Here is a 19,749-nt window from a genome sequence, read left to right as displayed (position 1 = left end):
GCGGCCGGGACCATGGAAACGCGGGCCGCGCAGCTCAGGCTGCGGCGCGCAGGGTCTTGGCGGCGGCCACCATGTTGCTCAGCGCCGGGAGGACCTCGGCCCACTGGCGGGTCTTCAGGCCGCAGTCCGGGTTGACCCACAGGCGCTTGGCGGGAATGCGCTCGGCGGCCTTGCGCATCAGGTTCACCATGTGCTCCTGCGTCGGGATGTTGGGCGAGTGGATGTCGTACACGCCGGGCCCGATCTCGTTGGGGTAGTCGAAGTGCTCGAAGGCGTCCAGCAGCTCCATGTCCGAGCGGCTGGTCTCGATGGTGATCACGTCCGCGTCCATGTCGGCGATCGACGCGATGATGTCGTTGAACTCCGAGTAGCACATGTGGGTGTGGATCTGCGTCTCGTCGCGCACGCCGTTGGCGGTGATGCGGAAGGATTCCACCGCCCAGTCCAGGTACTCCTTCCACTGCGACTTGCGCAGCGGCAGGCCCTCGCGCAGCGCGGCCTCGTCGATCTGGATCACGCGCACGCCGGCCTTCTCCAGGTCCAGCACCTCCTGGCGGATCGCCAGCGCCAGCTGCCTGCACGAGGCCGCGCGCGGCTGGTCGTCGCGCACGAAGGACCAGTTCAGGATCGTGACCGGCCCGGTCAGCATGCCCTTCATCGGCTTGTCGGTCAGCGACTGGGCGTAGGTGATCCACTCCACCGTCATCGGCCGCGGGCGGCTGATGTCGCCGAACAGGATCGGCGGCTTGACGCAGCGCGAGCCGTAGGACTGCACCCAGCCGAACTGGCTGAAGGCGTAGCCCTCGAGCTGCTCGCCGAAGTACTCGACCATGTCGTTGCGCTCGGCCTCGCCGTGCACCAGCACGTCCAGGCCCAGCTTTTCCTGCTCGCGCACGCTGCGCTCGATCTCCGCGCGCATGGCCGCCTGGTAGGCGGGGTAGTCCAGCCGGCCGGCCTTGAACTCGCTGCGCGCGTGGCGGATCTCGGCCGTCTGCGGGAACGAGCCGATGGTGGTGGTGGGAAACAGCGGCAGCAACAGGTGCGCCTCCTGCTTCGGATGGCGCCTGGCATAGGCGCTCTCGCGCAGGCCCAGGTGCGGGGCGACCTTGGCCACCGCGGCCTGCACCGCCGGGTTGTTCACGCGCGGCGAGGCGCGGCGCGCGGCCAGCGCCGCCTGGTTGGCCGCCAGCGCCGCCTGGACCGCCGTGCGCCCTTCGCGCAGCGCGGTGCCCAGCACCTTCAGCTCGTCGAGCTTTTGCAGCGCGAAGGCCAGCCAGGACTTCACCTCCGCGTCCAGCTTGTGCTCGCTGTCCAGATCGACCGGCACGTGCAGCAGCGAGCACGACGGCGCGAGCCACAGCCGCTCGCCCAGGCGCTGCGCCAGCGGCTCGATCCAGTCGAGCACGGCGGTCAGGTCGGTCTTCCAGATGTTGCGGCCGTTGATGACGCCCAGCGACAGCACCTTGTGCGCCGGCAGCAGGTTGATCAGCGGCAGCACGCCGTCGCGGTCGTTGATCGCATCGACGTGCAGGCCGGCCACCGGCAGGTTGGCCGCCAGGTAGGCGTTCTCCTGCAGCTGGCCGAAATAGGTGGCCAGCAGGATCTTGACCCGGGCGGCCTTGAGCTGGTGGTAGGCGGTGTTGAAGGCGTGCTGCCAGTCGGCATCGAGCTCGGTGACCAGGATGGGCTCGTCCACCTGCACCCATTCCACGCCCTGGGCGGCCAGCGTGTCGAGCAGTTCGGCGTACACCGGCAGCAGGCGCTCCAGCAAGGCCAGCTTGTCCGAGTCGTCCTTGGCCTTGCCGATGGCCAGGTAGGTCAGCGGGCCGATGACGACCGGCTTGGCGCGCACGCCCTGGGCCTTCGCCTCCGCGAGCTGCTCCAGCAGGCGCGCGGCGTCGAGCTTGAACTGGGTCGCGGCGGTGAACTCGGGGACGATGTAGTGGTAGTTGGTGTCGAACCACTTGGTCATCTCGCCGGCGGCCACGCCGCCGCAGCAGGCCGCATGGTCCTCCGCGCCCTTGGCCGAGCGGCCGCGCGCCACGCGGAAGTAGTTGTCCAGCACGTCGCCGTGGAAGCCCTGCACGCGCTCGGGCAGGTTGCCGAGCATGAAGCTCATGTCCAGCACCTGGTCGTAGAACGCGAAGTCGCCGACGGGCACCAGGTCCAGGCCGGCCTGGTCCGCCCAGTGGCGCTGGCGCAGCTGCGCGCCCAGGGACTTGAGCGCGTCGCGCGAGGATTCGCCCTTCCAGTACGACTCCAGCGCGAACTTCAGTTCGCGCCGGGCGCCGATGCGGGGAAAGCCGAGGTTGTGGATCGTGGGCATATGGGCCGCTCTCAGAAAACGGAAAACAAGGAATGGCGGGATCGTAGGAAAACCATCCGATGAAGTAAAATGGTCTTATCTCACGTAATCATGAAATCCATTCATTGAAATGCTGGAGCGCATCCATCTGGCCGTGGTGCAGCAGGTCGAGAAGCAGGGCTCGCTGACCGCTGCCGCCCAGGTGCTGCACGTCACGCAGTCGGCGCTGAGCCACAGCATGAAGAAGCTCGAGCAGCAGCTGGGCACCGACATCTGGCTGCGCGAGGGCCGCAGCCTGCGCCTCACGCAGGCGGGGCAGTACCTGCTGGCGGTGGCCAACCGCGTGCTGCCGCAGCTCGACCTGGCCGAGGAGCGGCTGCGCCAGTTCGCCCAGGGCGAGCGCGGCGCCCTGCGCATCGGCATGGAATGCCACCCGTGCTACCAGTGGCTGCTGAAGATCGTCTCGCCCTACCTGGCGGTCTGGCCCGGCGTGGACGTGGACGTGAAGCAGAAGTTCCAGTTCGGCGGCATCGGCGCCCTCTTCGGCTACGAGATCGACCTGCTGGTGACGCCCGACCCGCTGTTCAAGCCGGGCCTGCACTTCGAGCCGGTGTTCGACTACGAGCAGGTGCTGGTCGTCGCCCGGGACCATCCGCTCGCGGCGGCGGCCTACGCCAGGCCGCAGCAGATCACGCAGGAAGTGCTGATCACCTACCCGGTGGACATCGAGCGGCTGGACATCTACAACCAGTTCCTGCTGCCCGCCGGCATCACGCCCCGGCGCCACAAGACCATCGAGACCACCGACATCATGCTGCAGATGGTCGCCAGCGGCCGCGGCGTGGCGGCGCTGCCGCGCTGGCTCGTGCAGGAGTACGCCCACAAGATCGACGTCGTGCCCGTGCGCCTGGGGCCCGACGGCATCGCCAAGCAGATCTTCCTCGGCGCGCGCGAGGCGGACACGGCGATCGACTACCTGCAGGCCTTCATCGAACTGGCGCGCCATCCCGGCGCCCCGCTGTCGCAAGGATCGGCCCCATGACGGCCCCCGAAGAACGCCAGCCCCTGCCGCTGCCCGGCGGCCACCGCACGGTGCGGCCGCACTCCTGCTGCTCGCCCTGCTCGGGCGAGGCGATGGAGGCCATGCTGGCCTCGGGCACCGACGACACCGTCTTCTTCCACAACCCCGACATCCATCCGCTCTAGGAGCACGGGCAGAAACGGGTCGGCCGCCGGGGCCTGTAGCCGCCGCGCCTGCAACCGTGCCGATCCCCTATCCTCGGCCCCTCGCCCATTTGCGGAAAGATCTCTCTCCATGCGCCATCCCATTCTTCTTCGCGCGGTCCTGGCACGAGGCCTCGCCGCACTGTGCATGCTGGGCGCCTTGCTGGCCTGGGCCGGCACGGCGCAGGCCGAGGCGAATCACCTGCCACCCGCCGACGAGCAGGCGCTGCGCGCGCTGGTCCTGCGCGAGGACACGGCCAACCGCGTATTGGCCGCGATGGCCGAAAGCAAGCACGCCGGAATCGAGACGGGGTCGGCCCTGCCCGACTCGGTCGACGCCTGGGCCAGGCAGATCGACGCCAACCCCAAGGCCGCGCAGTTGCTGGCCAGGCACAAGCTCGGCGCACGCGAGTTCGTGCTGAACGCCCTGGCGCTGATGCGCGCGAGCGTGGCGGCCGAGGCGCAGGCCAAGGACCTGCACCAGGCCGGCACCAACGCGGCCAACGTGGCCTTCGCCAAGGCCCGCCAGGCCCACATCCAGGCCGCGTTCTTCGGTGGCGACGAGGACGAAGAAGACCAGGACTGAAGCGCGTGCGCTGCGGCATGCCCGTGCAACGCGCGGCCCGCATGATCGAGATCAGCAAGCGCGAGCGCTTCTACCAGCAGGGGTACTGCGGCTGCGTCTATTCGCTGCGCGACACGAACCAGCACCGGGCTGCCCAGGGCCGCGAGCGCATCCAGCGGGGTGTCCTGCCCTGCGGCCAGGACGACAGCGGCCCCGCCGCCCCGCCCGGCGGCGCCGGCTGAGCCCCGCCGGGCTGTCTCGCGGCGGACCGCGCCGGGGCCTGCTCAGCCCCGCCCGCGCCAGGGCGCCAGCCGCTCCTCCGCCCAGCGCATCAGCAGGTCGAAGCCCCAGGCCACCAGGCCGATCACGATGATGCCCATGACGACCAGGTCGGTCCGCAGGAAGTTCGACGCGTTCAGCACCATCTGGCCCACGCCCACGGTGGCGGCCACCATCTCGGCGGCCACCAGCGTGGTCCAGCCGAAGCCGATGGCGATGCGCAGGCCGACCAGGATCTCGGGCAGCGCAGCCGGGATGACCACGTGGCGCACCACTTGCGCCCGGCTGGCGCCCAGCGAGGCGGCGGCGTTGATCTGCTCGATGCTGGCGCTGCGCACGCCGGCCTTGGCCGCCAGCGCGATGGGCGCGAAGCAGGCCAGGTAGATCAGCAGGATCTTGGCCGTCTCGTCGATGCCGAACCAGATCACGATCAGCGGCAGGTAGGCCAGCGGCGGCAGCGGCCGGTAGAACTCGATGGGCGGATCGAACACCCCGCGCGCGATGCGGCTCACGCCCATGGCGATGCCGACCGGCACCGCCGTCAGCACGGCCAGCGCGAACGCGCCGAACACCCGCAGCGCGCTCCACTGCAGGTGCTCCAGCAACGGCCGGCCACCCTGGATGCGGCCGTGCCAGGCATCCGCCAGCGCGTTGCCGACCGCCGCCGGCGCGGGCAGGAACAGCGCGGGCACCCAGCCCCGGCTGGTGACCAGCCACCACAGGGCCAGCAGCACCGCCGTGCACCCCAGGCCGATGGCACGGCTGCTGCCCGCACCGGGCAGGCGGAACGGCACGACGGCCGGCACGCTGGCCGGATCGGGCCCCGGCCGGGCGGGCGGCGGCGTCATGCCGGCACCGCCGGCGCCGGCCGTGCGCCCACCAGCCGCAGCACGCGCTCGCGCCAGGCGATGAACTCGGCGTCCGACTTGACGGCACGGGCGCCCTGCCCGCCCAGGTAGCGCCGGTTGAACGCCAGCGCATGCTGCTGCGCGATCGCACCCGGGCGCGGCGTCATCACGACGAGGCGCGAGGCCAGGAACAGCGCCTCCTCGACGTCGTGCGTGATGAAGAAGATGGTCTTCCCGCTGCGCTGCCACAGCTGCAGCACCAGTTCCTGGACGGACTCGCGCGTGAACGCGTCCAGCGCGCCGAACGGCTCGTCCATCAGCAGCACGGCGGGATCGCTCGCCAGGGCCCGGGCGATGCCGACGCGCTGCTGCATGCCGCCGGACAGCTGCCACACCGGGGCCTGCGCGACATCCTGCAGGCCGACCAGCGCCAGCTGCTCGGCCGCCAGCGCCCGGCGGCGCGCACGCGGCAGGCCGCGCAGGCGCAGGCCCAGCGCCACGTTGTCGATCACGTTCAGCCAGGGCAGCAGCGCATGCTTCTGGAACACCACGCCGCGCTCGGCGCCCGGGCCGGTGACGGGCCGCCCGTCCAGCGTGATGCTCCCCAGCGACGGCCGGGTGAAGCCGGCGATGCAGTTCAGCAGCGTCGTCTTGCCGCAGCCCGAGGCGCCCAGCGCCACGACGAACTCGCCCGGGGCGATGTCGAGGTCGACGTCCGCCAGGGCGAGCATCGGCGCCACGCCGCGCGCCTGCGGGTAGCGCACGCTCAGGCCGCGGATCCGCACGCCGCGCGAAACCGCCACCGTCGCCGGGCCCGGCCCGCCCGCGCCGGCCCCAGGCTCACTGCGCACGCTGGACCCAGGCCGGGTTGACGCCCACGGAGTAGTCGGGCAGCACCGAATGCACCGTGCCCTGCTCCTTCAGGAAGGCCGCCGTGGCAGCCAGCGATTGCGCGACGACCGACGCCTTGCCCCCGCCCAGCCATCGCGGCCCGGCCTGCTCGGCCGGCGGCACGAAGGCGTACAGCGCCAGGCTGGCCGGCACGGACGCCGCCTCGGCGCCGGTCCACTTCGCGACAGCCTGGACCTGCGGCGACGCCGCCGTCCAGCCACCCTTGTCGGCGGTGTAGGCCCGGTCGGCGTCGGCCAGCACCTGCACGAACCGGGCGAGGAAGGCGTCGTGCTCCCTGGCGAAGGACTTGCTGACGGCCAGCGCGTCGAAGGTGGCCTTGCCGGTCCTGGCGGCGATCTGGCCCGAAGTCGCGATCACCCTGCCGCTCTGCTTGACCTTGGCCAGCGCCGGATCCCAGACGAAGGTCGCGTCGATGTCGCCCCGCTCCCATGCGGCCAGGATCTCGGGCGGCCGCAGGTTCAGGATCTGCACCGCCCGGGGGTCGACCCCGGCGTCCTGCAGCGCCACCAGCGCGTGGAAATGCGTCGTCGACACGAACGGCAGGCCGATCTTCCTGCCCTTGAGATCGGCCAGCGTGCCAATGCCGGAGCCGTTGCGCGCGACCAGCGCTTCGGCATCGTGGATGTCGTCCAGGATCCAGAACACCTCGATCGGCACGCCCTGGGACAGCGCCGCGGCGAAGGGGGACGAGCCCGCCTCCCCGATCTGGATGGCGCCCGAGGCCAGCGCGCGGACCACCTCGGCGCCGCTGCCGAGCTTGCGGTAGGTGACCTTGTAGCCCGTGCGCTTCTCGAGCTCGCCGGTCTCCTGCGCGTAGCGCCAGGGCACGACCATGTCCTGGTAGCCGATGACGACTTCCCTGGCCTGTGCGGCGGCACCGCCGGCCAGCGTGGCGGCCAGCAGCGCTGCACCGGCCTGGAGAACGGATCTGCGCTGGCGCGTGGGGCGGGCCTGGGATCGAAAGCTTGGGGACATGGAACAAGGCATGAACGATGAAGGACCGCCAGTGTGGCCAGGCGGCCGCCGCGCGCGAACGAAGAAATCGGACGCTGCTTATGCGCTGCGTGCAGATCGGCCGGCCATGCCCGGCGCGGAAAGCTTCTATGCATATCGGATTTCGTTCGTAGGGCCGGGGCCTGGCCGCGCCTAGAGTCGCAGCCGTCCCATCCGCCCCAGCCCTCTTCCATGACCCAGCCCCTGAACATCGTCGCCGTCGTCGGCAGCACCTACCAGCCGTCGCGCACGCGCGCGCTGGTCGAAGCGCTCGCCGCCGAGCTGGAGCAGCGCCTGCTGGCGCGCACGCGCATCCTGCAGGTCGGCGACTTCGCGCGGCCGCTGGGGCAGGCCCTGTCGCGCGAGGAACTGCCGGCCGGCATCGAGGAGCACCTGCAGGCCATCGAGTCCGCCGGCCTGCTGATCGCGGCCGCGCCGGTCTACCGCGGTTCGTTCCCGGGCCACTTCAAGCACCTGTTCGACCTGGTGGGCCAGGAGGCCCTGGTCGGCAAGCCGGTGCTGCTGGCGGCGACCGGCGGCAGCGACCGCCACGCGCTGGTGCTGGAGCACCAGCTGCGCCCGCTGTTCGGCTTCTTCCAGGCGCTGACGCTGCCGATCGGCGTCTACGGCGCCAACGCCGACTTCGAGAACTACCGCGTCACCAGCCCGGCGCTGCAGGCGCGCCTGCAACTGGCCGCCGAACGCGCCGTGCCGCTGTTCGACGCCGGACTGCGGCGGCCGCTGCTGCGCGCGGCATAGGGATGCCTTTCATCGCCCACTGTTCATCGCGCACGGGCATTCCGCGGCCGAGCGCATCGGCGCGTGTTCGCGAGACCAAGCACTCGGCGCACCTGGTCGGCCGACCATAGGGCCGGTTGTAGCCCGTGCATGCCGCAGGGGCCGCTATCGCGAGCGCATCGGTCCAGCTGGGCGTCAAGGCCGCAACACTGCCGACTTCGCGGCAATCTCCGCATTCTTCAATTTCGCCGAGCTTGGCATACCTGCTCCCGGTGTCAGGCGATGCCCCACACCCCAGGAATCTGACAGGCCCGCTCCGCCGCCTGAGTCCCGGAGATTTTGTGCATATCGATCTGCGGATAACGAGTTCGACAGGCCGGTAGCCCATACCTATCCTGCGTGACTCTCCATCGCATCAAGAGTCTGCAGCATGCCCATTCACATCTCCCGAAGAACACTCGCGGCGTACGCCACCGTTGCAGCCCTGTCCCTGGGGCTGGGCACCAGCGCGCAGGCGCAGGATCTGCCCAAGGAGGTGCGCATCGGCTTGCAGAAGGGTTCGGCCGTTCTGGTGCTGATCAAGAAGCAGCAGCTGATCGAGAAGCGCCTGAAGGCACTGGGCGTGCCCAGCGTGAAATGGGTGGAGTTCCAGTTCGGCCCGCCCATGCTCGAAGCGCTGGGCGCCGGCGTCATCGATCTCGGTTCGGTGGGTGATACGCCACCCGTCTTTGCCCAGGCCGGCGGCGCCAACCTGGTCTACGCCGCGGCCATCCCGGCGTCCCAGCATGCGGTGCTGGTGCCCAAACAGTCGCCCATCAAGACGGTGGCCGACCTCAAGGGCAAGAAGGTCGCCTTCGGCAAGGGCTCCAGCGCACAGAACGTCACGATCAAGGCGTTGGCCACCGCCGGGCTCACGTTCGGGGACATCGAGCCGATCTATCTATCGCCGGCCGATGCCACCGCGGCGTTCAATGGCGGCAACATCGATGCCTGGGTCGTGTGGGATCCCTACTACGCCATTGCCGAGGAACGCTACGGCGCGCGCTCGATCGCCAGTACCTCGGACAGGCGCCTGGCCGGTTCGGGCTACTACATCGCGTCCCGAAGCTTCGCCAGCCAGTACCCAGCCGTGCTCTCGACCGTGCTCGACGAGATCCGCAAGGGCACCGAATGGGCCGGCCGCAACCGCGGTGAACTCGCGGCCCTGGCCGCCGAGGCCACGGGCATCGACGTCAAGTCGTGGACCGCGGCGTTCGCGCGCGACGAGTTCACGCTTGGCCCGGTGACCGACGCCCATGTGGCCCAGCAGCAGCGACTGGCCGACGCCTTCCACGCGCTGGGGATCATCCCGCGCAGGATCGACGTGCGCGAGATCGTCTGGCAGGCACCGGCGCCATGAGTGCCCCTCGCTCCGTCGTCGATCAGATCACCCAGCGCCGGCGCGGTGCTGGCCTGATCGCCCATGACCCCGAGCGCAGCTTCGGTGGCTACACCCTGATCGCGCCGCAGACCGCAGGCGGCCGGGTGTTCCTGGTGGATGCCGCGGGCCAGGTGGCGCACGAATGGCAACTGCCGGTGCGGCCAGGCCGCCATGCCGTCATCCTGCCCAATGGCAACCTGGGCTACAACGGCAACCACCCCGCGTCACCCGACCGCTATGCGCCCTGGTCGATGTGGCACGGCGGCGATTTCTACGAAGTCACACCGGCGGGCGAGGTGGTCTGGCGCCATGAGGACCCGGACCACCACCACGACGCACAGTGGCTGCCCAACGGGCACCTGCTGTACGCCGCTTGCGAGCAGGTGGATGCGCGCTTCGCCCGCGGCGTGCCTGGAGGCTCGGGCGGGGAAGACACGCCAATGCATGCCGACGTGATCCGCGAGGTCGACCGCGCGGGACGGCTGGTCTGGGAGTGGCGGGCCACCGACCATTTGGACCCGGCGCGGTTTCCCATCCACCCGGGGTTCGGCCGCTATCACTGGCCGCTCGTCAACGGCCTGGGCGTGACAGCCGACGGCCTGGTACTGATGAGCCTGCGCACCACGTCCGGCGTGATCGGTGTGGACAAGGCCAGCGGCGGGGTGAAGCTGCACATTCCCCCCGACGTGGTGTCGCACCAGCACGCACCGGTGCCGCTGGACAACGGCCACATCCTGGTGTTCGACAACGGCAACTTCCGCGCGGGCGCGCACGTGGCGTACTCGCGCGTGCTCGAGATCGACCCGCGCGATGGCAACCGCATCGTCTGGCAGTACGCCGACGAGGTGGTCAACCTGTTCTATTCGCCCTTCATGGGCAACGCGCAGCGCCTGCCCAATGGCAACACGCACATCACCGAGTCCTCCACCGGTCGCCTGTTCGAGGTGACGCCGCAGGGCGAGGTGGTATGGGAGTACGTCATTCCCTGGTTCGCCGAATATCCGGACGAGGCGGCACGCAAGACCGGGCCGGGGCGGCTCAACAGCGTGTTCCAGACACTGCGCTACTCGGCCGGGCAGGTGCCCTGGCTGTGACGGACGGTGGGGTGGGCTGGTTTTCTGCGCACATCCATCGCCGCCTCTCTTCGTTGGAAAGCCGCCCGCGGTCCCATCCGCCCGGAACAAGTTCATTGGCCTCCTACCCAGGAGGCTGGTGCGGATGGCCGAGGACCTTGCACGCCAGCCGCCGCAGAGCAGCGTGGACATGGGCCCACCGGCCCGTGGGCAAGGACTCGGCACCGGGAAAGAGTACGCGCTGGCTCGAGGGACACGAGCGCGCGGCCGGGTCGGTCGCAGAGCTGCCTGGAGCGCGGCTGGTGTATGCGGCCGATCGCGAAGGCGACATCGGGGCGCGGATGCACCGCGCAGACGATCTGGAGCCACCGGCCGACCGGCTGACCCGCTGCCGGAACGACGGCGCGCCCGGCATCAAGACCATGTGGATCGGCCTGCAGCGCGTGGCCGACTTGCCCGCAGGCATGCACCGCGCACGTCACGCCGGCTTGCTCTGAATGGTGGGCCATCGGATGCGCTCAGGCAGATCAGCGGCAGGCAAGTCGTGCAGGCCAGGCTGCGCCAAGTGTGAAGGGTCGCCAAGGCTTTCAGGCGGCACGGCCAGTCAGAACTTCGCCCGCAGCGTCAGCGCCGCGTTGCGCGGGGCGCCGTATTCCGCGAACAGCAGATACGGCGCACGGCTGTAGTACCGCTTGTCGAAGAGATTGTTCACGCTCAGGTCGGCCTCCAGATGCTCATTGAAGCGGTAGCCGATCTTGGCGGAATACAGTGCATAGGACCCCTGGTGGTACTGCGGCCTCAGCCGCCAGGTATTGCTCTGGAAGTACAGCCCTGCGCCGACCATGAACCTTTGCAGCGCGCCCTGCGTGAAGCGATAGGTGTTCCACAGCTTGACCATGTGCCTGGGAGTCTCGCCGTTGTACGACTGGCCCTGGCTCGTGGGACTGGCGGTGTATTTGGTATCCGCCCGCGTATAGCTGGCGCTCAGGTTCCATTCCGGCACCGGGGAGCCCGAAACTTCGGCCTCCCAGCCTTGGCTGCGCATGGCACCGCTGGCGATGGAAAACCCTGGGTGCAGCTGGTCGGCAACCGCCAGATCGCTGCCTTTGATGCGGAAGGCAGCGATGGAAGCGTTGAGCCTGCCGTCCAGCGCACTGCTCTTGAGCCCGGCTTCGTACTGCTCTCCTGTGAAAGGCTGGATGGCCTCGCCGGAATAGGTGGTATTCGTCTGCGCGGAAAACGCCTTGGAATAGCTGGCGTAAGCAGAAACCTCGGGCGTCAGCGCGAACACCAGTCCGCCATAGGGAACGAATTTCCCGTTCTCCCTGGCCTTGGTGCTCCAGTCTCCCAACGTCGGCAGGAGGGTCTGGGATCGTTGCTTGAAGAAGAGGTAGCGGCCACCGAGGACCAGGGAGAATTGCTCTGTCAAGTGCGCGTTGACATGGCCATACAGGCTGGATTGAGTGACCTTCGTCTTGGTTCCCGACGTGAATGGAGCGTCCAGCTCCGGAATGTCCGGGGAAAAGATGTTGTAGGTGCCCATGCTGACATTGCTGCCAATGTATTTCTCGCTATAGACGCTCCGGTTCACACCCAGCAGCACCTCGGTGTTCCGCCCCAGCACATCGGCCGTGCCGGAGACGCGGGCGTCCATGCCCAGCCAATCGTCCTTGATGTCCTGCTCCTGTCCTTGGTAGGTGGCCATGTACGTTCCGGCCGCCGGGTTGTTGGAGAAGGCGTATTTGGAGTACATCGGCACCTGCCTGGAAACCAGGGTCGCCTCCGCATTCCAGTCATCGCCGAAGCGATGCCTCAATGATGCGGAGACTTCCTTCGTCGTATTGGATGCGTAGTTCCAATCCGGTCCGAAGTTCTGCGACCAGCCCCTCGGGCCGATGACGATATTGTCCGCCGAGTCATAGCCGACACCATAGTCGGGCCGGTGGTTGGGGTCCTTCTGCTGCCCCGCGGACAGCGAGACCGTGGTCTGCGCGTCAATATCGTATTCCAGCGTCCCGTAAGCCATGCTGGTGCGGGAATACTGGCCGTCGATGTATGAATTGGCCCTGCCCGCCAAGCCGACGATGCGCCCGCGCAAGCTGCCGTCCTGGTTGATCGGGCCGGACACGTCGATCATCTGCCGGAGACTGGCCCATGAACCCACCGAAGTCTCGCTCTGGAGCTGGAACGCGTCGGTAGGTCGCTTGCGCACCAGATTGATGGTGCCGCCGAAAGCGCCTTGCCCGTTCAGCAGGCCGGAGGGGCCCCTGAACACCTCGACCCGGTCGTACATCGCCATGTCGAACTGCGGTCGCCACTGGATGCCGTTGAGGGCGGAAAAACCGTCCAGGGACACGGTGACGGGAAAGCCCCGCGCGTTGTAGTAACCGGTGCTGCCGCTGCTGCCGCTGTTGTTGCCGAAATAGGAAATGGAGGCAACGCCGGGCGAATAGAGCATGGCGCTGATGATGGTGTTGACGTTCTGGTCCTCCATCTGCTGTCGGGTCAACACCGACACCGAGCTGGGAATATCCTTCAGCGACTGGGTATTGCCGAACATCGTGACAGCACGTGCCGAATAGCCCTTGCCTTGCGTCGCTGCATTCAGTTCAGCCCCGCTTCTCACGACGACCTCGGGCAGCGCGGTGCTTGCGGCTGGCCTGGCGGGCTGGATGACCACGGCATCGCCCTCCCGCGTCGCGGCCAGGCCGCTGCCGGTCAGCAGGCGATCCAGGGCCTGGCTGGGTGTCAGCACGCCCGACACGGCCGGGGCGGTCTTGCCGGCCAGCAGTTCCTGCCGGGCGATGAGCTGCAGGCGCGTCTGCCGCGCCCAATCGTTGAGCGCCTCGGCGAGGGGCTGGGCCTTGATGGCGATCTGAACCGGCGCGTCGGGCGACGCCGCGCCCTGCGCATGAACGGCGGCAGATCCCAGCGCAAGGGCGATGGCCAGGGCCAGGGGTGCCGGCCGAAGGTTCTGGCGACTCATGAATGTCCTCCAAGTAGTGAATGCAAACAGCTCCTACCTGGGTAGACGCACGAGCCCTCGGAAATACGGTAGGGCCTCCGGAAACTTCTTCGCGCCAACCCGAACGCGGTCAGCGAGCAGGCAGCACCTCGGTCGTTCCGCCCGCCTCCCGCAGCCGCACGGGCAAGGCACTGGGCAGCACGCGCCGCAGCGTCCGCGCGTCGCGCGGGTCGAAGGTGCCGCTCAGGCGCAGCGCCGCCACGGCAGGGTCGCGCACCGTCAGGCCCGTGCTGCCGTAGCGTTCCAGCTCGGCCAGGGCCTGCGCCAGCGGCGTGTCCACGAAGCTGATGCGGCTGCCGCGCCAGGGTGCGATGCCTTCGCCAGGCACCGCCTGCACAGGGGCCAGCGTGCCCTCTGTGTCGGCCAGCACCTGCTGGCCGGCGGCGAGATGGATGGCATCCGGCAGGTCGCCCAGCGCGTCGCCCGGTACCCCGGCGCGCCGCACGACGCGGACCCTGCCCTCCTCCACGGCGACCTGCACGCCGTCGTTGCCGGCCAGGTTCGGCGTGTAGCGCACCGAGAACCTGGTGCCGACCACCGTGATGCCCACCGGGCCGGCCAGCACGTGGAACGGGCGGGCCGCATCGGCCTGGACGCTGAACACGGCCTGGCCTTCGAGCAACTGCACTTCCCGGCGCTGGCGGTAGTAGGTGACCTCGATCCGCGTGGCGGTATCCAGCCGCATGCGGCTGCCGTCGGGCAGCGGGACTTCGGTCTGCTGGCCGCGCTGCGTGCCGAAGGCCTGCGCGAACACCGGCTGCGCCTGCCAGTGGCTCCAGGCCAGCAACCCGGCGCCAACGGCGACGGCTGCCACGGCGAGCGCGGGCACCAGAAAGCGCCGGCGGGGCATGCCGGACGGCGCCCGCCGGGCGGCTTCCCGCGCCGTGTCGCGCTGCAGGTTGCGACGCAGCCGGGCCACGGCATCGGCGGGAAGGGCGTCGAGCGCCTGCCAATGGGTCTCCCACTGCGCATAGCGCTGGCGATGGCGGGCGTCGGCGCCCAGCCAGGCCTGGAAGGCGGCCTCGTCCTGCACGCTCCAGCCGTCGCGCTGTCGGCGGATGAACCAGTCGAGCACTTCCTGGCGCAAGCCGGGCGTGTCTTCTGGCGGTGGCAGCGCGGGGGACATGGAAGACGGTCTCTCTTCTTGTGTAGACGCGCGAGCGGCGCCGAATCCGGTATCGGGCGCGCGATGGCCCCGCATATTCTTCCGATTCATGGCTCGGTGCGCTTTCTCCGGCCCCGCGCCGGCGCGGTACGCGCCGCGCCGTCGATCCGGTCCAGGCAGAGCCAGCAGGCATGCATCGCGATCTGCAGCTGCATTTCCACCGTGCGCGGGGAAATCCCCATGCGCTCGGCGATCTCGGCATAGGACAAGCCGTCGAACTTGTAGAGGATGAACGCCTCGCGGCAGCGCGGAGGCAGCTCTTCGATGGCGGCGACCACCGCCGCCAGGCCCTCGCGCGAGGCGACGATGGCGTCCGGCTCCTGGGACGGCGGGCCGGCGAGGCCGTCGAGCCCGGCGCCTTCGTCATCCAGCGACATGGCTTCGCCTGTCTGGGCGCGCACCTCGGCGCGGCGATGCTGGTCGATGACGAGGTTGCGGGCCGTGCGGTACAGCAGCCCGCGCGGGTCGCGCACGGGCCGGCCGGCCTGTTGCGCCGTCAGCACGCGGGCGTAGCTTTCCTGCGCCAGGTCGGCCGCGGTGTCGCGGTCCCTCACGGTGCGGAAGAGAAAGCCCAGCAGTTCGCGGTAGTAGCGCTCAAGCACGGATCACCGAATGCCCCATGGAAACGAGAAACACCGGTCAGCGGATCGGTGCCGGGATGTGCGCGGTCCATCCCTGTGTGCTTCGAACCACAGGCATCACACGATCGTCCATGCGGCATCATAGTTGATACAAATTCTCATTTACCATTCAGCCCTCGTTCCATTTCAAGGGCTGTGCACGCCGTCGTCGCACAGCGTGACGGCATGCGCCTGGGGGCCTCCGACCACTCGCTTTCTCCCACGGTGGAGATCCTCTACAGCAACCACCGCGGTTGGCTGGAGGGCTGGCTGCGGCGCAAGCTGGGCGACGCCTTCGTCGCGGCGGACCTGGCGCAGGACACGTTCGTCAGCGTGATCGCGGCGGGCACGGCCGGCCAGATCCGCGAGCCCCGGCCCTTCCTGGCCACCATTGCGCGGCGCCTGATGGCGCACCACCACCGCCGGCGCCTGCTGGAGGAAAGCTATCTGGAGGCGCTGGCCGCGCTGCCCGAAGGGATGGCGCCGTCGCCCGAAGCGCACTGCCTCGCGCTGGAAGCCCTGCGGGAGATGGACCGGGCGCTCGACGGCCTGCCGCCCCGGGTGAAGGAAGCCTTTCTGCTGGCGCACCTCGAAGAACTCAGCTATGCCGACATCGCCGCGCGGCTGGACGTCTCCACCAGTTCCGTCAAGCAGTACCTCACGCGCGCCCACCGGCACTGCCTGTTCGCGCTGTCGGCCTAGGCTGCCGCGCGCGCCGAGCCGATGAGCGTATCCACCACCTCCGCCGACAGCGGCCGCGGCCCGCCCATGGCGGGTGGCCAGCCCATCCGCGAAGCCGTCGCGGACCAGGCGGCGCAGTGGCTGACGGTGATGATGTCGGGCGAAGCCTCCGACGACGAGCGCCGCCGCTGGCAGCGGTGGCGTGCCGCGCACCCCGACCACGAACGCGCCTGGCAGCACGTCGAGGCCGTCGTCGGCAAGTTCAAGGCCATGGCGCCGCATGCCGCCTACAACGCGCTGTCGGCCTATGCCGACGGCCACCCTGGCCGTCGGCCCGGCAGCCGCCGCAAGGCGCTGCGCGCGCTGCTGTGGACGGGCGGCATGCTGGGCGGCGCCGGTCTGCTGGCCTCGCGCACGCAGACCTGGCAGCAGCTGGCTGCCGACTTCAGCACCGGCACCGGCGAACAGCGCCGGCTCACGCTGGACGACGGCACCGCCGTGACGCTCAACACCGCCACGGCGATCGACGTGCGCTTCGACGGCCGGCAGCGGCTGGTGCGGCTCGCCGCCGGCGAGGTCCTGGTCGTCACCGGCCACGGCACGGCCGCGGTGGCGGACAGCCGCCCCTTCGTCGTCGAGACCGCCGAGGGCCGCATCCGCGCGCTGGGCACGCGCTTCACGGTGCGCCGCCTCGCCGGCAGCACGCAGGTGGCCGTGCTGGAGAGCGCGGTGGAGATCACGCCCTGCGGCGGCAGCGCGCCGCGCGTGCTGCGCGCCGGCGAGCGCGCCACGTTCCGCGGCGATGCCGTCGGCGCACCCGAGGCGCTCGGCGCCGAGGCGGATGCGTGGACGCGCGGCCAGCTCCTGGCCGACGGCATGCGCCTCGGCGATTTCGTCACCGAAGTCGGCCGCTACCGGCCCGGCGTTCTGCGCTGCGCGCCCGAAGTGGCCGGCCTGCGCTTCTCGGGCGTGTTCCCGCTGCAGAACACCGACCACATCCTGTCCGCCCTGCCCCGGGTGCTTCCGGTGCAAGTGAGGTGGCGCACGCGGTACTGGGTGACCGTGGAAGCCGCCGCACGCTGAGGCCGTCGGGCCCTCCCGGCGCTTTCCTCCCGATCCACGCAGGCCTGCCCCGCCGGGCCCGATGGCGTTTTTTGCAGGGAGGACTGCCCGATGCGCCTTCTCGCGGCACCTACCGAGGAGAGAACCCCTTTTTCCACTTCGTGAGGCCACCACCATGCGAGCAAGCACGCCGCGCGCCGGGCAGTCCGGCATCCGTCCACCCGTCCTGCGCCACGGCGCCGTCGCCTACGCGGCATGGCTCTGCATCGGCACCCTTGCCCTGGGCGCTGGCCTGCCGGGCACCGCCCTGGCGCAGGAGGATGCCCGGCCGGCCCAGGGCGCGCGCCGGAGCTACGACATCCCGGCCGGCGCCCTGGCGCCGGCGCTCAGCAGCCTGGCCAGTTCCGCCAACGTGCTGCTGACGTTCACGCCGGAGCAGACCAGCGGAAAGACCACGGCCGGCATCCGCGGGCAGTACACGGTGCAGGAGGCGCTCGCGGCGCTGCTGGCCCACAGCGGCCTGAACGCCGTGCGCATGGACAACGGAGGCTATGTGCTGCGCGCCGCGCCGGCCTCCCCGGCAGCGCCCGCGGCCCCGCCGAGGCCGACGGAGGCGCCCGCGTCCACGCTGCCCACGGTGCGCGTGACGGCATTGGCCGAACAGTCCCCCGGCGAGCTGCCGCCGGTCTATGCCGGCGGCCAGGTGGCCAGGGGCGCGCGCCTGGGCCTGCTGGGCAACGCGGATGTCATGGACACGCCCTTCTCCGTGACCAGCTACACGGCCGAGGCCATCGAGAACCAGGGCGCGCGCACCGTGGCCAACGTGCTGCGCAACGACGCGTCGGTCCGCTTTTCCACGTCGGACGGCCATCCGTTCGAGAACTTCCGCATCCGCAACTTCGCCGTCAACCAGAACGAGATGACGGTCGACGGCATGTACGGCCTGATGCCCTACGGCCACACGCCGGTCGAGATGTTCGAGCGCGTGGAGCTGCTGCGCGGGCCCAGCGCGCTGTTCTCCGGCATGGCGCCCGCCGGCGCCCTGGGCGGCACGATCAACCTGGTGCCCAAGCGCGCCGGCCCGCAGCCGCTCAGCCGCGTGTCGCTCGACTACATCGGCGAGAGCCAGTTCGGCACCCGGCTGGACCTGGGCCGCCGCTTCGGCCCGGACGATGCCGTGGGCCTGCGCGTCAACGGATCGTTCGCCGACGGCGACACCGAGCTCGACGGCCAGTCCAAGCAGCGCCAGTTCCTGTCCGCCGCGCTCGACTACCGCAACGGCGGCTTCAAGGGCTCGCTGGACGCCTACTACAGCAAGGAGAAGTTCGACGGCGGCACGCCCGCCGGCATCTTCTTCCGCAATGCCGCGCTCGGCCTGCTGCCGGCGCCCGACGCCGGCCTGAACCTGTTTCCCGCCGCCTACGGCGAGGCGGAGAACAAGGCCGCCATCCTGCGCGCCGAATACGCCTTCAACGACATGGTGACGGCCTATGCCAACGTCGGCGTGCGCCGCGGCACGGTGGCGGGCTTCTTCACGGGGTCGTGGATCGTCGCCACCGGCGCGGACGGCACCGGCACGGCATCGATGTCCGGCCAGCGCATGTACGAGAAGAACGTGAGCGCCGAGACCGGGCTTCGCCTGAACTTCAGGACCGGCGGCGTCGGCCACGCCATGGTGCTGCAGGCCTCGCGCCTGAAGATGGACTACGGCTACGACGCCAACTCCAACGGCGGCGTCACCAACATCTACCACCCGGTGCCGGTGGCGATGCCCGACCTGCCGGCCTCCGCCCGCAAATGGTCGGACAAGACCTTCGACAGCCTGGCGCTGATCGATACGCTGTCCATGCTCGACGACCGCCTGCGCCTGACGCTGGGCCTGCGGCACCAGAGCTTCGAGGTCGATCCGACGGCGGACGGCATCAGCACCGGCGGCGAGGTCGCCTACGACAAGAGCGTGGTCACGCCCGCCGTGGGCGTGGTCTTCAAGCCCTGGGGACCGAACGTCTCGCTGTATGCCAGCTACGTGCAGGGCCTGAGCCAGGGTGCCAGCATCTCGACGACCAACGGCTACGTCCGCAACCACACCTTCGCGCCGTACAAGACGGAGCAAGGCGAAATCGGCGTCAAGTGGAACGCGGGCACGTTCACCAACACCTTCGCGCTGTTCCAGATCACCCAGCCGACGCTGATCACGTTCACCGACGGCAGCGGCGCGATGGACGCCACCGACGGCGGCGAGAAGCGCGTGCGCGGGCTGGAGTGGAACACCTTCGGCGAAATCACGCGCGGCCTGCGCGTGCTCGGCGGCGTGGTCTACGCGCAATCCGTCCAGACCAGGACGCAGGGCGGCCTGCTCGACGGGTATGCCGCCGTGGGTTCGCCACGATGGCAGGCCAACCTGGGCGCGGAATGGGACGTGCCCGGCGCGCCCGGCCTGACGCTGACCGGCCGCGTGGAAACCAGTTCGCCCCAGTGGCTGACCAACAACCACACGCTCCGGCTGCCGGGCTGGGGCGTGTTCGACCTGGGCGCACGCTACGCCACCCGGCTGTACGGCAAGAACGCCACGCTGCGGCTGAACGTGGCCAACGTCGCGGGGCGCAGCTACTACTCCGGCATCTTCCGCGAGGGGGCGGCCATCGCCACGCTGGGCGCGCCGCGCACGGTGTCGGCGTCGCTGACGGTGGATTTCTGACGGACCGGACGCCGCACCCGCCCCTGCGCAGCCCGTGCAGCCGGCCGAACGGGGTGTCCGCCAGCACGCGTTCGCCGCCCTGCGCTGGGTGAACGGCTGCATCGCGGCCTTCGGCCGGCGACCCGGCGCGGGTGACGCTGG

Annotated in this window: 17 protein-coding genes and 1 pseudogene; 11 read left to right on the top strand and 7 right to left on the bottom strand. The window is 69.8% G+C overall.

What is annotated here, in order from left to right:
• Nucleotides 1–34 precede the first annotated feature (34 nt).
• The gene (gene metE, locus QM782_RS19750; protein WP_415204587.1) at nucleotides 35–2,326 is read right to left on the bottom strand and encodes a 5-methyltetrahydropteroyltriglutamate--homocysteine S-methyltransferase; all 2,292 of its coding nucleotides are present in this window, start codon (nucleotides 2,324–2,326) and stop codon (nucleotides 35–37) included.
• Nucleotides 2,327–2,435: 109 nt separating this feature from the next.
• On the opposite strand from metE, the gene QM782_RS19745 reads away from it, so the two are divergent.
• The 4 genes and pseudogenes from QM782_RS19745 to QM782_RS19730 form a co-directional block, all read left to right on the top strand.
• Nucleotides 2,436–3,347, top strand: a complete 912-nt coding sequence (locus QM782_RS19745) for a LysR family transcriptional regulator (protein WP_415204586.1) — start codon at nucleotides 2,436–2,438, stop codon at nucleotides 3,345–3,347.
• Nucleotides 3,344–3,511, top strand: coding sequence for an epoxyqueuosine reductase QueH (locus tag QM782_RS19740; protein WP_415204585.1), 168 nt, complete (start codon nucleotides 3,344–3,346; stop codon nucleotides 3,509–3,511). The genes QM782_RS19745 and QM782_RS19740 overlap by 4 nt, the downstream gene beginning before the upstream one ends.
• Before the next feature lie 109 nt (nucleotides 3,512–3,620).
• Entirely contained in the window at nucleotides 3,621–4,115 is a 495-nt protein-coding gene (locus tag QM782_RS19735; protein WP_415204584.1) for a hypothetical protein, read from the top strand.
• Between the two features lie 32 nt (nucleotides 4,116–4,147).
• Nucleotides 4,148–4,336, top strand: a pseudogene (locus QM782_RS19730) (epoxyqueuosine reductase QueH); the annotation flags it as partial.
• 42 nt (nucleotides 4,337–4,378) lie between these two features.
• On the opposite strand, the gene QM782_RS19725 reads toward QM782_RS19730, so the two are convergent.
• From QM782_RS19725 to tauA, 3 genes are all read right to left on the bottom strand, one after another.
• Complete coding sequence (locus QM782_RS19725) at nucleotides 4,379–5,221, bottom strand: ABC transporter permease subunit (protein WP_415204583.1); 843 nt, start codon at nucleotides 5,219–5,221, stop codon at nucleotides 4,379–4,381.
• Entirely contained in the window at nucleotides 5,218–5,952 is a 735-nt protein-coding gene (locus QM782_RS19720) for a taurine ABC transporter ATP-binding protein (RefSeq protein WP_415205693.1), read from the bottom strand. Before QM782_RS19720 ends, QM782_RS19725 begins: the two co-directional genes overlap by 4 nt.
• Before the next feature lie 109 nt (nucleotides 5,953–6,061).
• Complete coding sequence (gene tauA / locus QM782_RS19715; RefSeq protein ID WP_415204582.1) at nucleotides 6,062–7,108, bottom strand: taurine ABC transporter substrate-binding protein; 1,047 nt, start codon at nucleotides 7,106–7,108, stop codon at nucleotides 6,062–6,064.
• 210 nt (nucleotides 7,109–7,318) lie between these two features.
• Between tauA and msuE the strand changes: the two genes are divergently transcribed.
• The 4 genes from msuE (at nucleotide 7,319) to QM782_RS19695 (ending at nucleotide 10,854) form a co-directional block, all read left to right on the top strand.
• Nucleotides 7,319–7,885, top strand: a complete 567-nt coding sequence (msuE, locus tag QM782_RS19710) for an FMN reductase (RefSeq protein WP_415204581.1) — start codon at nucleotides 7,319–7,321, stop codon at nucleotides 7,883–7,885.
• A 409-nt stretch (nucleotides 7,886–8,294) separates the two neighbouring features.
• Complete coding sequence (locus QM782_RS19705) at nucleotides 8,295–9,263, top strand: sulfonate ABC transporter substrate-binding protein (RefSeq protein WP_415204580.1); 969 nt, start codon at nucleotides 8,295–8,297, stop codon at nucleotides 9,261–9,263.
• Nucleotides 9,260–10,378, top strand: a complete 1,119-nt coding sequence (locus QM782_RS19700) for an aryl-sulfate sulfotransferase (protein ID WP_415204579.1) — start codon at nucleotides 9,260–9,262, stop codon at nucleotides 10,376–10,378. Before QM782_RS19705 ends, QM782_RS19700 begins: the two co-directional genes overlap by 4 nt.
• 281 nt (nucleotides 10,379–10,659) lie before the next feature.
• Nucleotides 10,660–10,854 carry a hypothetical protein gene (locus QM782_RS19695; RefSeq protein WP_415204578.1) on the top strand — a complete coding sequence of 65 codons (195 nt, stop codon included), beginning with the start codon at nucleotides 10,660–10,662 and terminating at the stop codon, nucleotides 10,852–10,854.
• A gap of 107 nt (nucleotides 10,855–10,961) precedes the next feature.
• Here QM782_RS19695 and QM782_RS19690 read toward each other — a convergent pair whose 3' ends face one another.
• The 3 genes from QM782_RS19690 to QM782_RS19680 all read right to left on the bottom strand — a co-directional run bounded on the left by QM782_RS19690 (nucleotide 10,962) and on the right by QM782_RS19680 (nucleotide 15,149).
• On the bottom strand, nucleotides 10,962–13,343 hold the full coding sequence (locus QM782_RS19690; RefSeq protein ID WP_415204577.1) for a TonB-dependent siderophore receptor: 2,382 nt from the start codon (nucleotides 13,341–13,343) through the stop codon (nucleotides 10,962–10,964).
• A 109-nt stretch (nucleotides 13,344–13,452) separates the two neighbouring features.
• Nucleotides 13,453–14,508 (bottom strand): FecR family protein, encoded by a 1,056-nt coding sequence (locus QM782_RS19685; protein WP_415204576.1) that lies wholly within the window; start codon nucleotides 14,506–14,508, stop codon nucleotides 13,453–13,455.
• 86 nt (nucleotides 14,509–14,594) lie between these two features.
• On the bottom strand, nucleotides 14,595–15,149 hold the full coding sequence (locus tag QM782_RS19680; protein ID WP_415204575.1) for an RNA polymerase sigma factor: 555 nt from the start codon (nucleotides 15,147–15,149) through the stop codon (nucleotides 14,595–14,597).
• Nucleotides 15,150–15,353: 204 nt separating this feature from the next.
• Here QM782_RS19680 and QM782_RS19675 point away from each other — a divergent pair, with 204 nt between their 5' ends.
• The 3 genes from QM782_RS19675 (at nucleotide 15,354) to QM782_RS19665 (ending at nucleotide 19,608) form a co-directional block, all read left to right on the top strand.
• Nucleotides 15,354–15,869, top strand: coding sequence for a sigma-70 family RNA polymerase sigma factor (locus QM782_RS19675; protein WP_415204574.1), 516 nt, complete (start codon nucleotides 15,354–15,356; stop codon nucleotides 15,867–15,869).
• Nucleotides 15,870–15,890: 21 nt separating this feature from the next.
• Nucleotides 15,891–16,931 carry a FecR domain-containing protein gene (locus QM782_RS19670; RefSeq protein ID WP_415204573.1) on the top strand — a complete coding sequence of 347 codons (1,041 nt, stop codon included), beginning with the start codon at nucleotides 15,891–15,893 and terminating at the stop codon, nucleotides 16,929–16,931.
• Between the two features lie 154 nt (nucleotides 16,932–17,085).
• A complete protein-coding gene (locus QM782_RS19665) occupies nucleotides 17,086–19,608 on the top strand; it encodes a TonB-dependent siderophore receptor (RefSeq protein WP_415204572.1) in 2,523 nt (840 codons plus the stop codon).
• Nucleotides 19,609–19,749: the final 141 nt, after the last annotated feature.

Origin of the sequence: Pseudorhodoferax sp., from assembly GCF_047601025.1 — a bacterium.
GTDB lineage: Bacteria > Pseudomonadota > Gammaproteobacteria > Burkholderiales > Burkholderiaceae_C > Pseudorhodoferax.
Note: the sequence above shows the minus strand (reverse complement) of the source record. Positions and strands in the feature narration are given on the sequence as shown.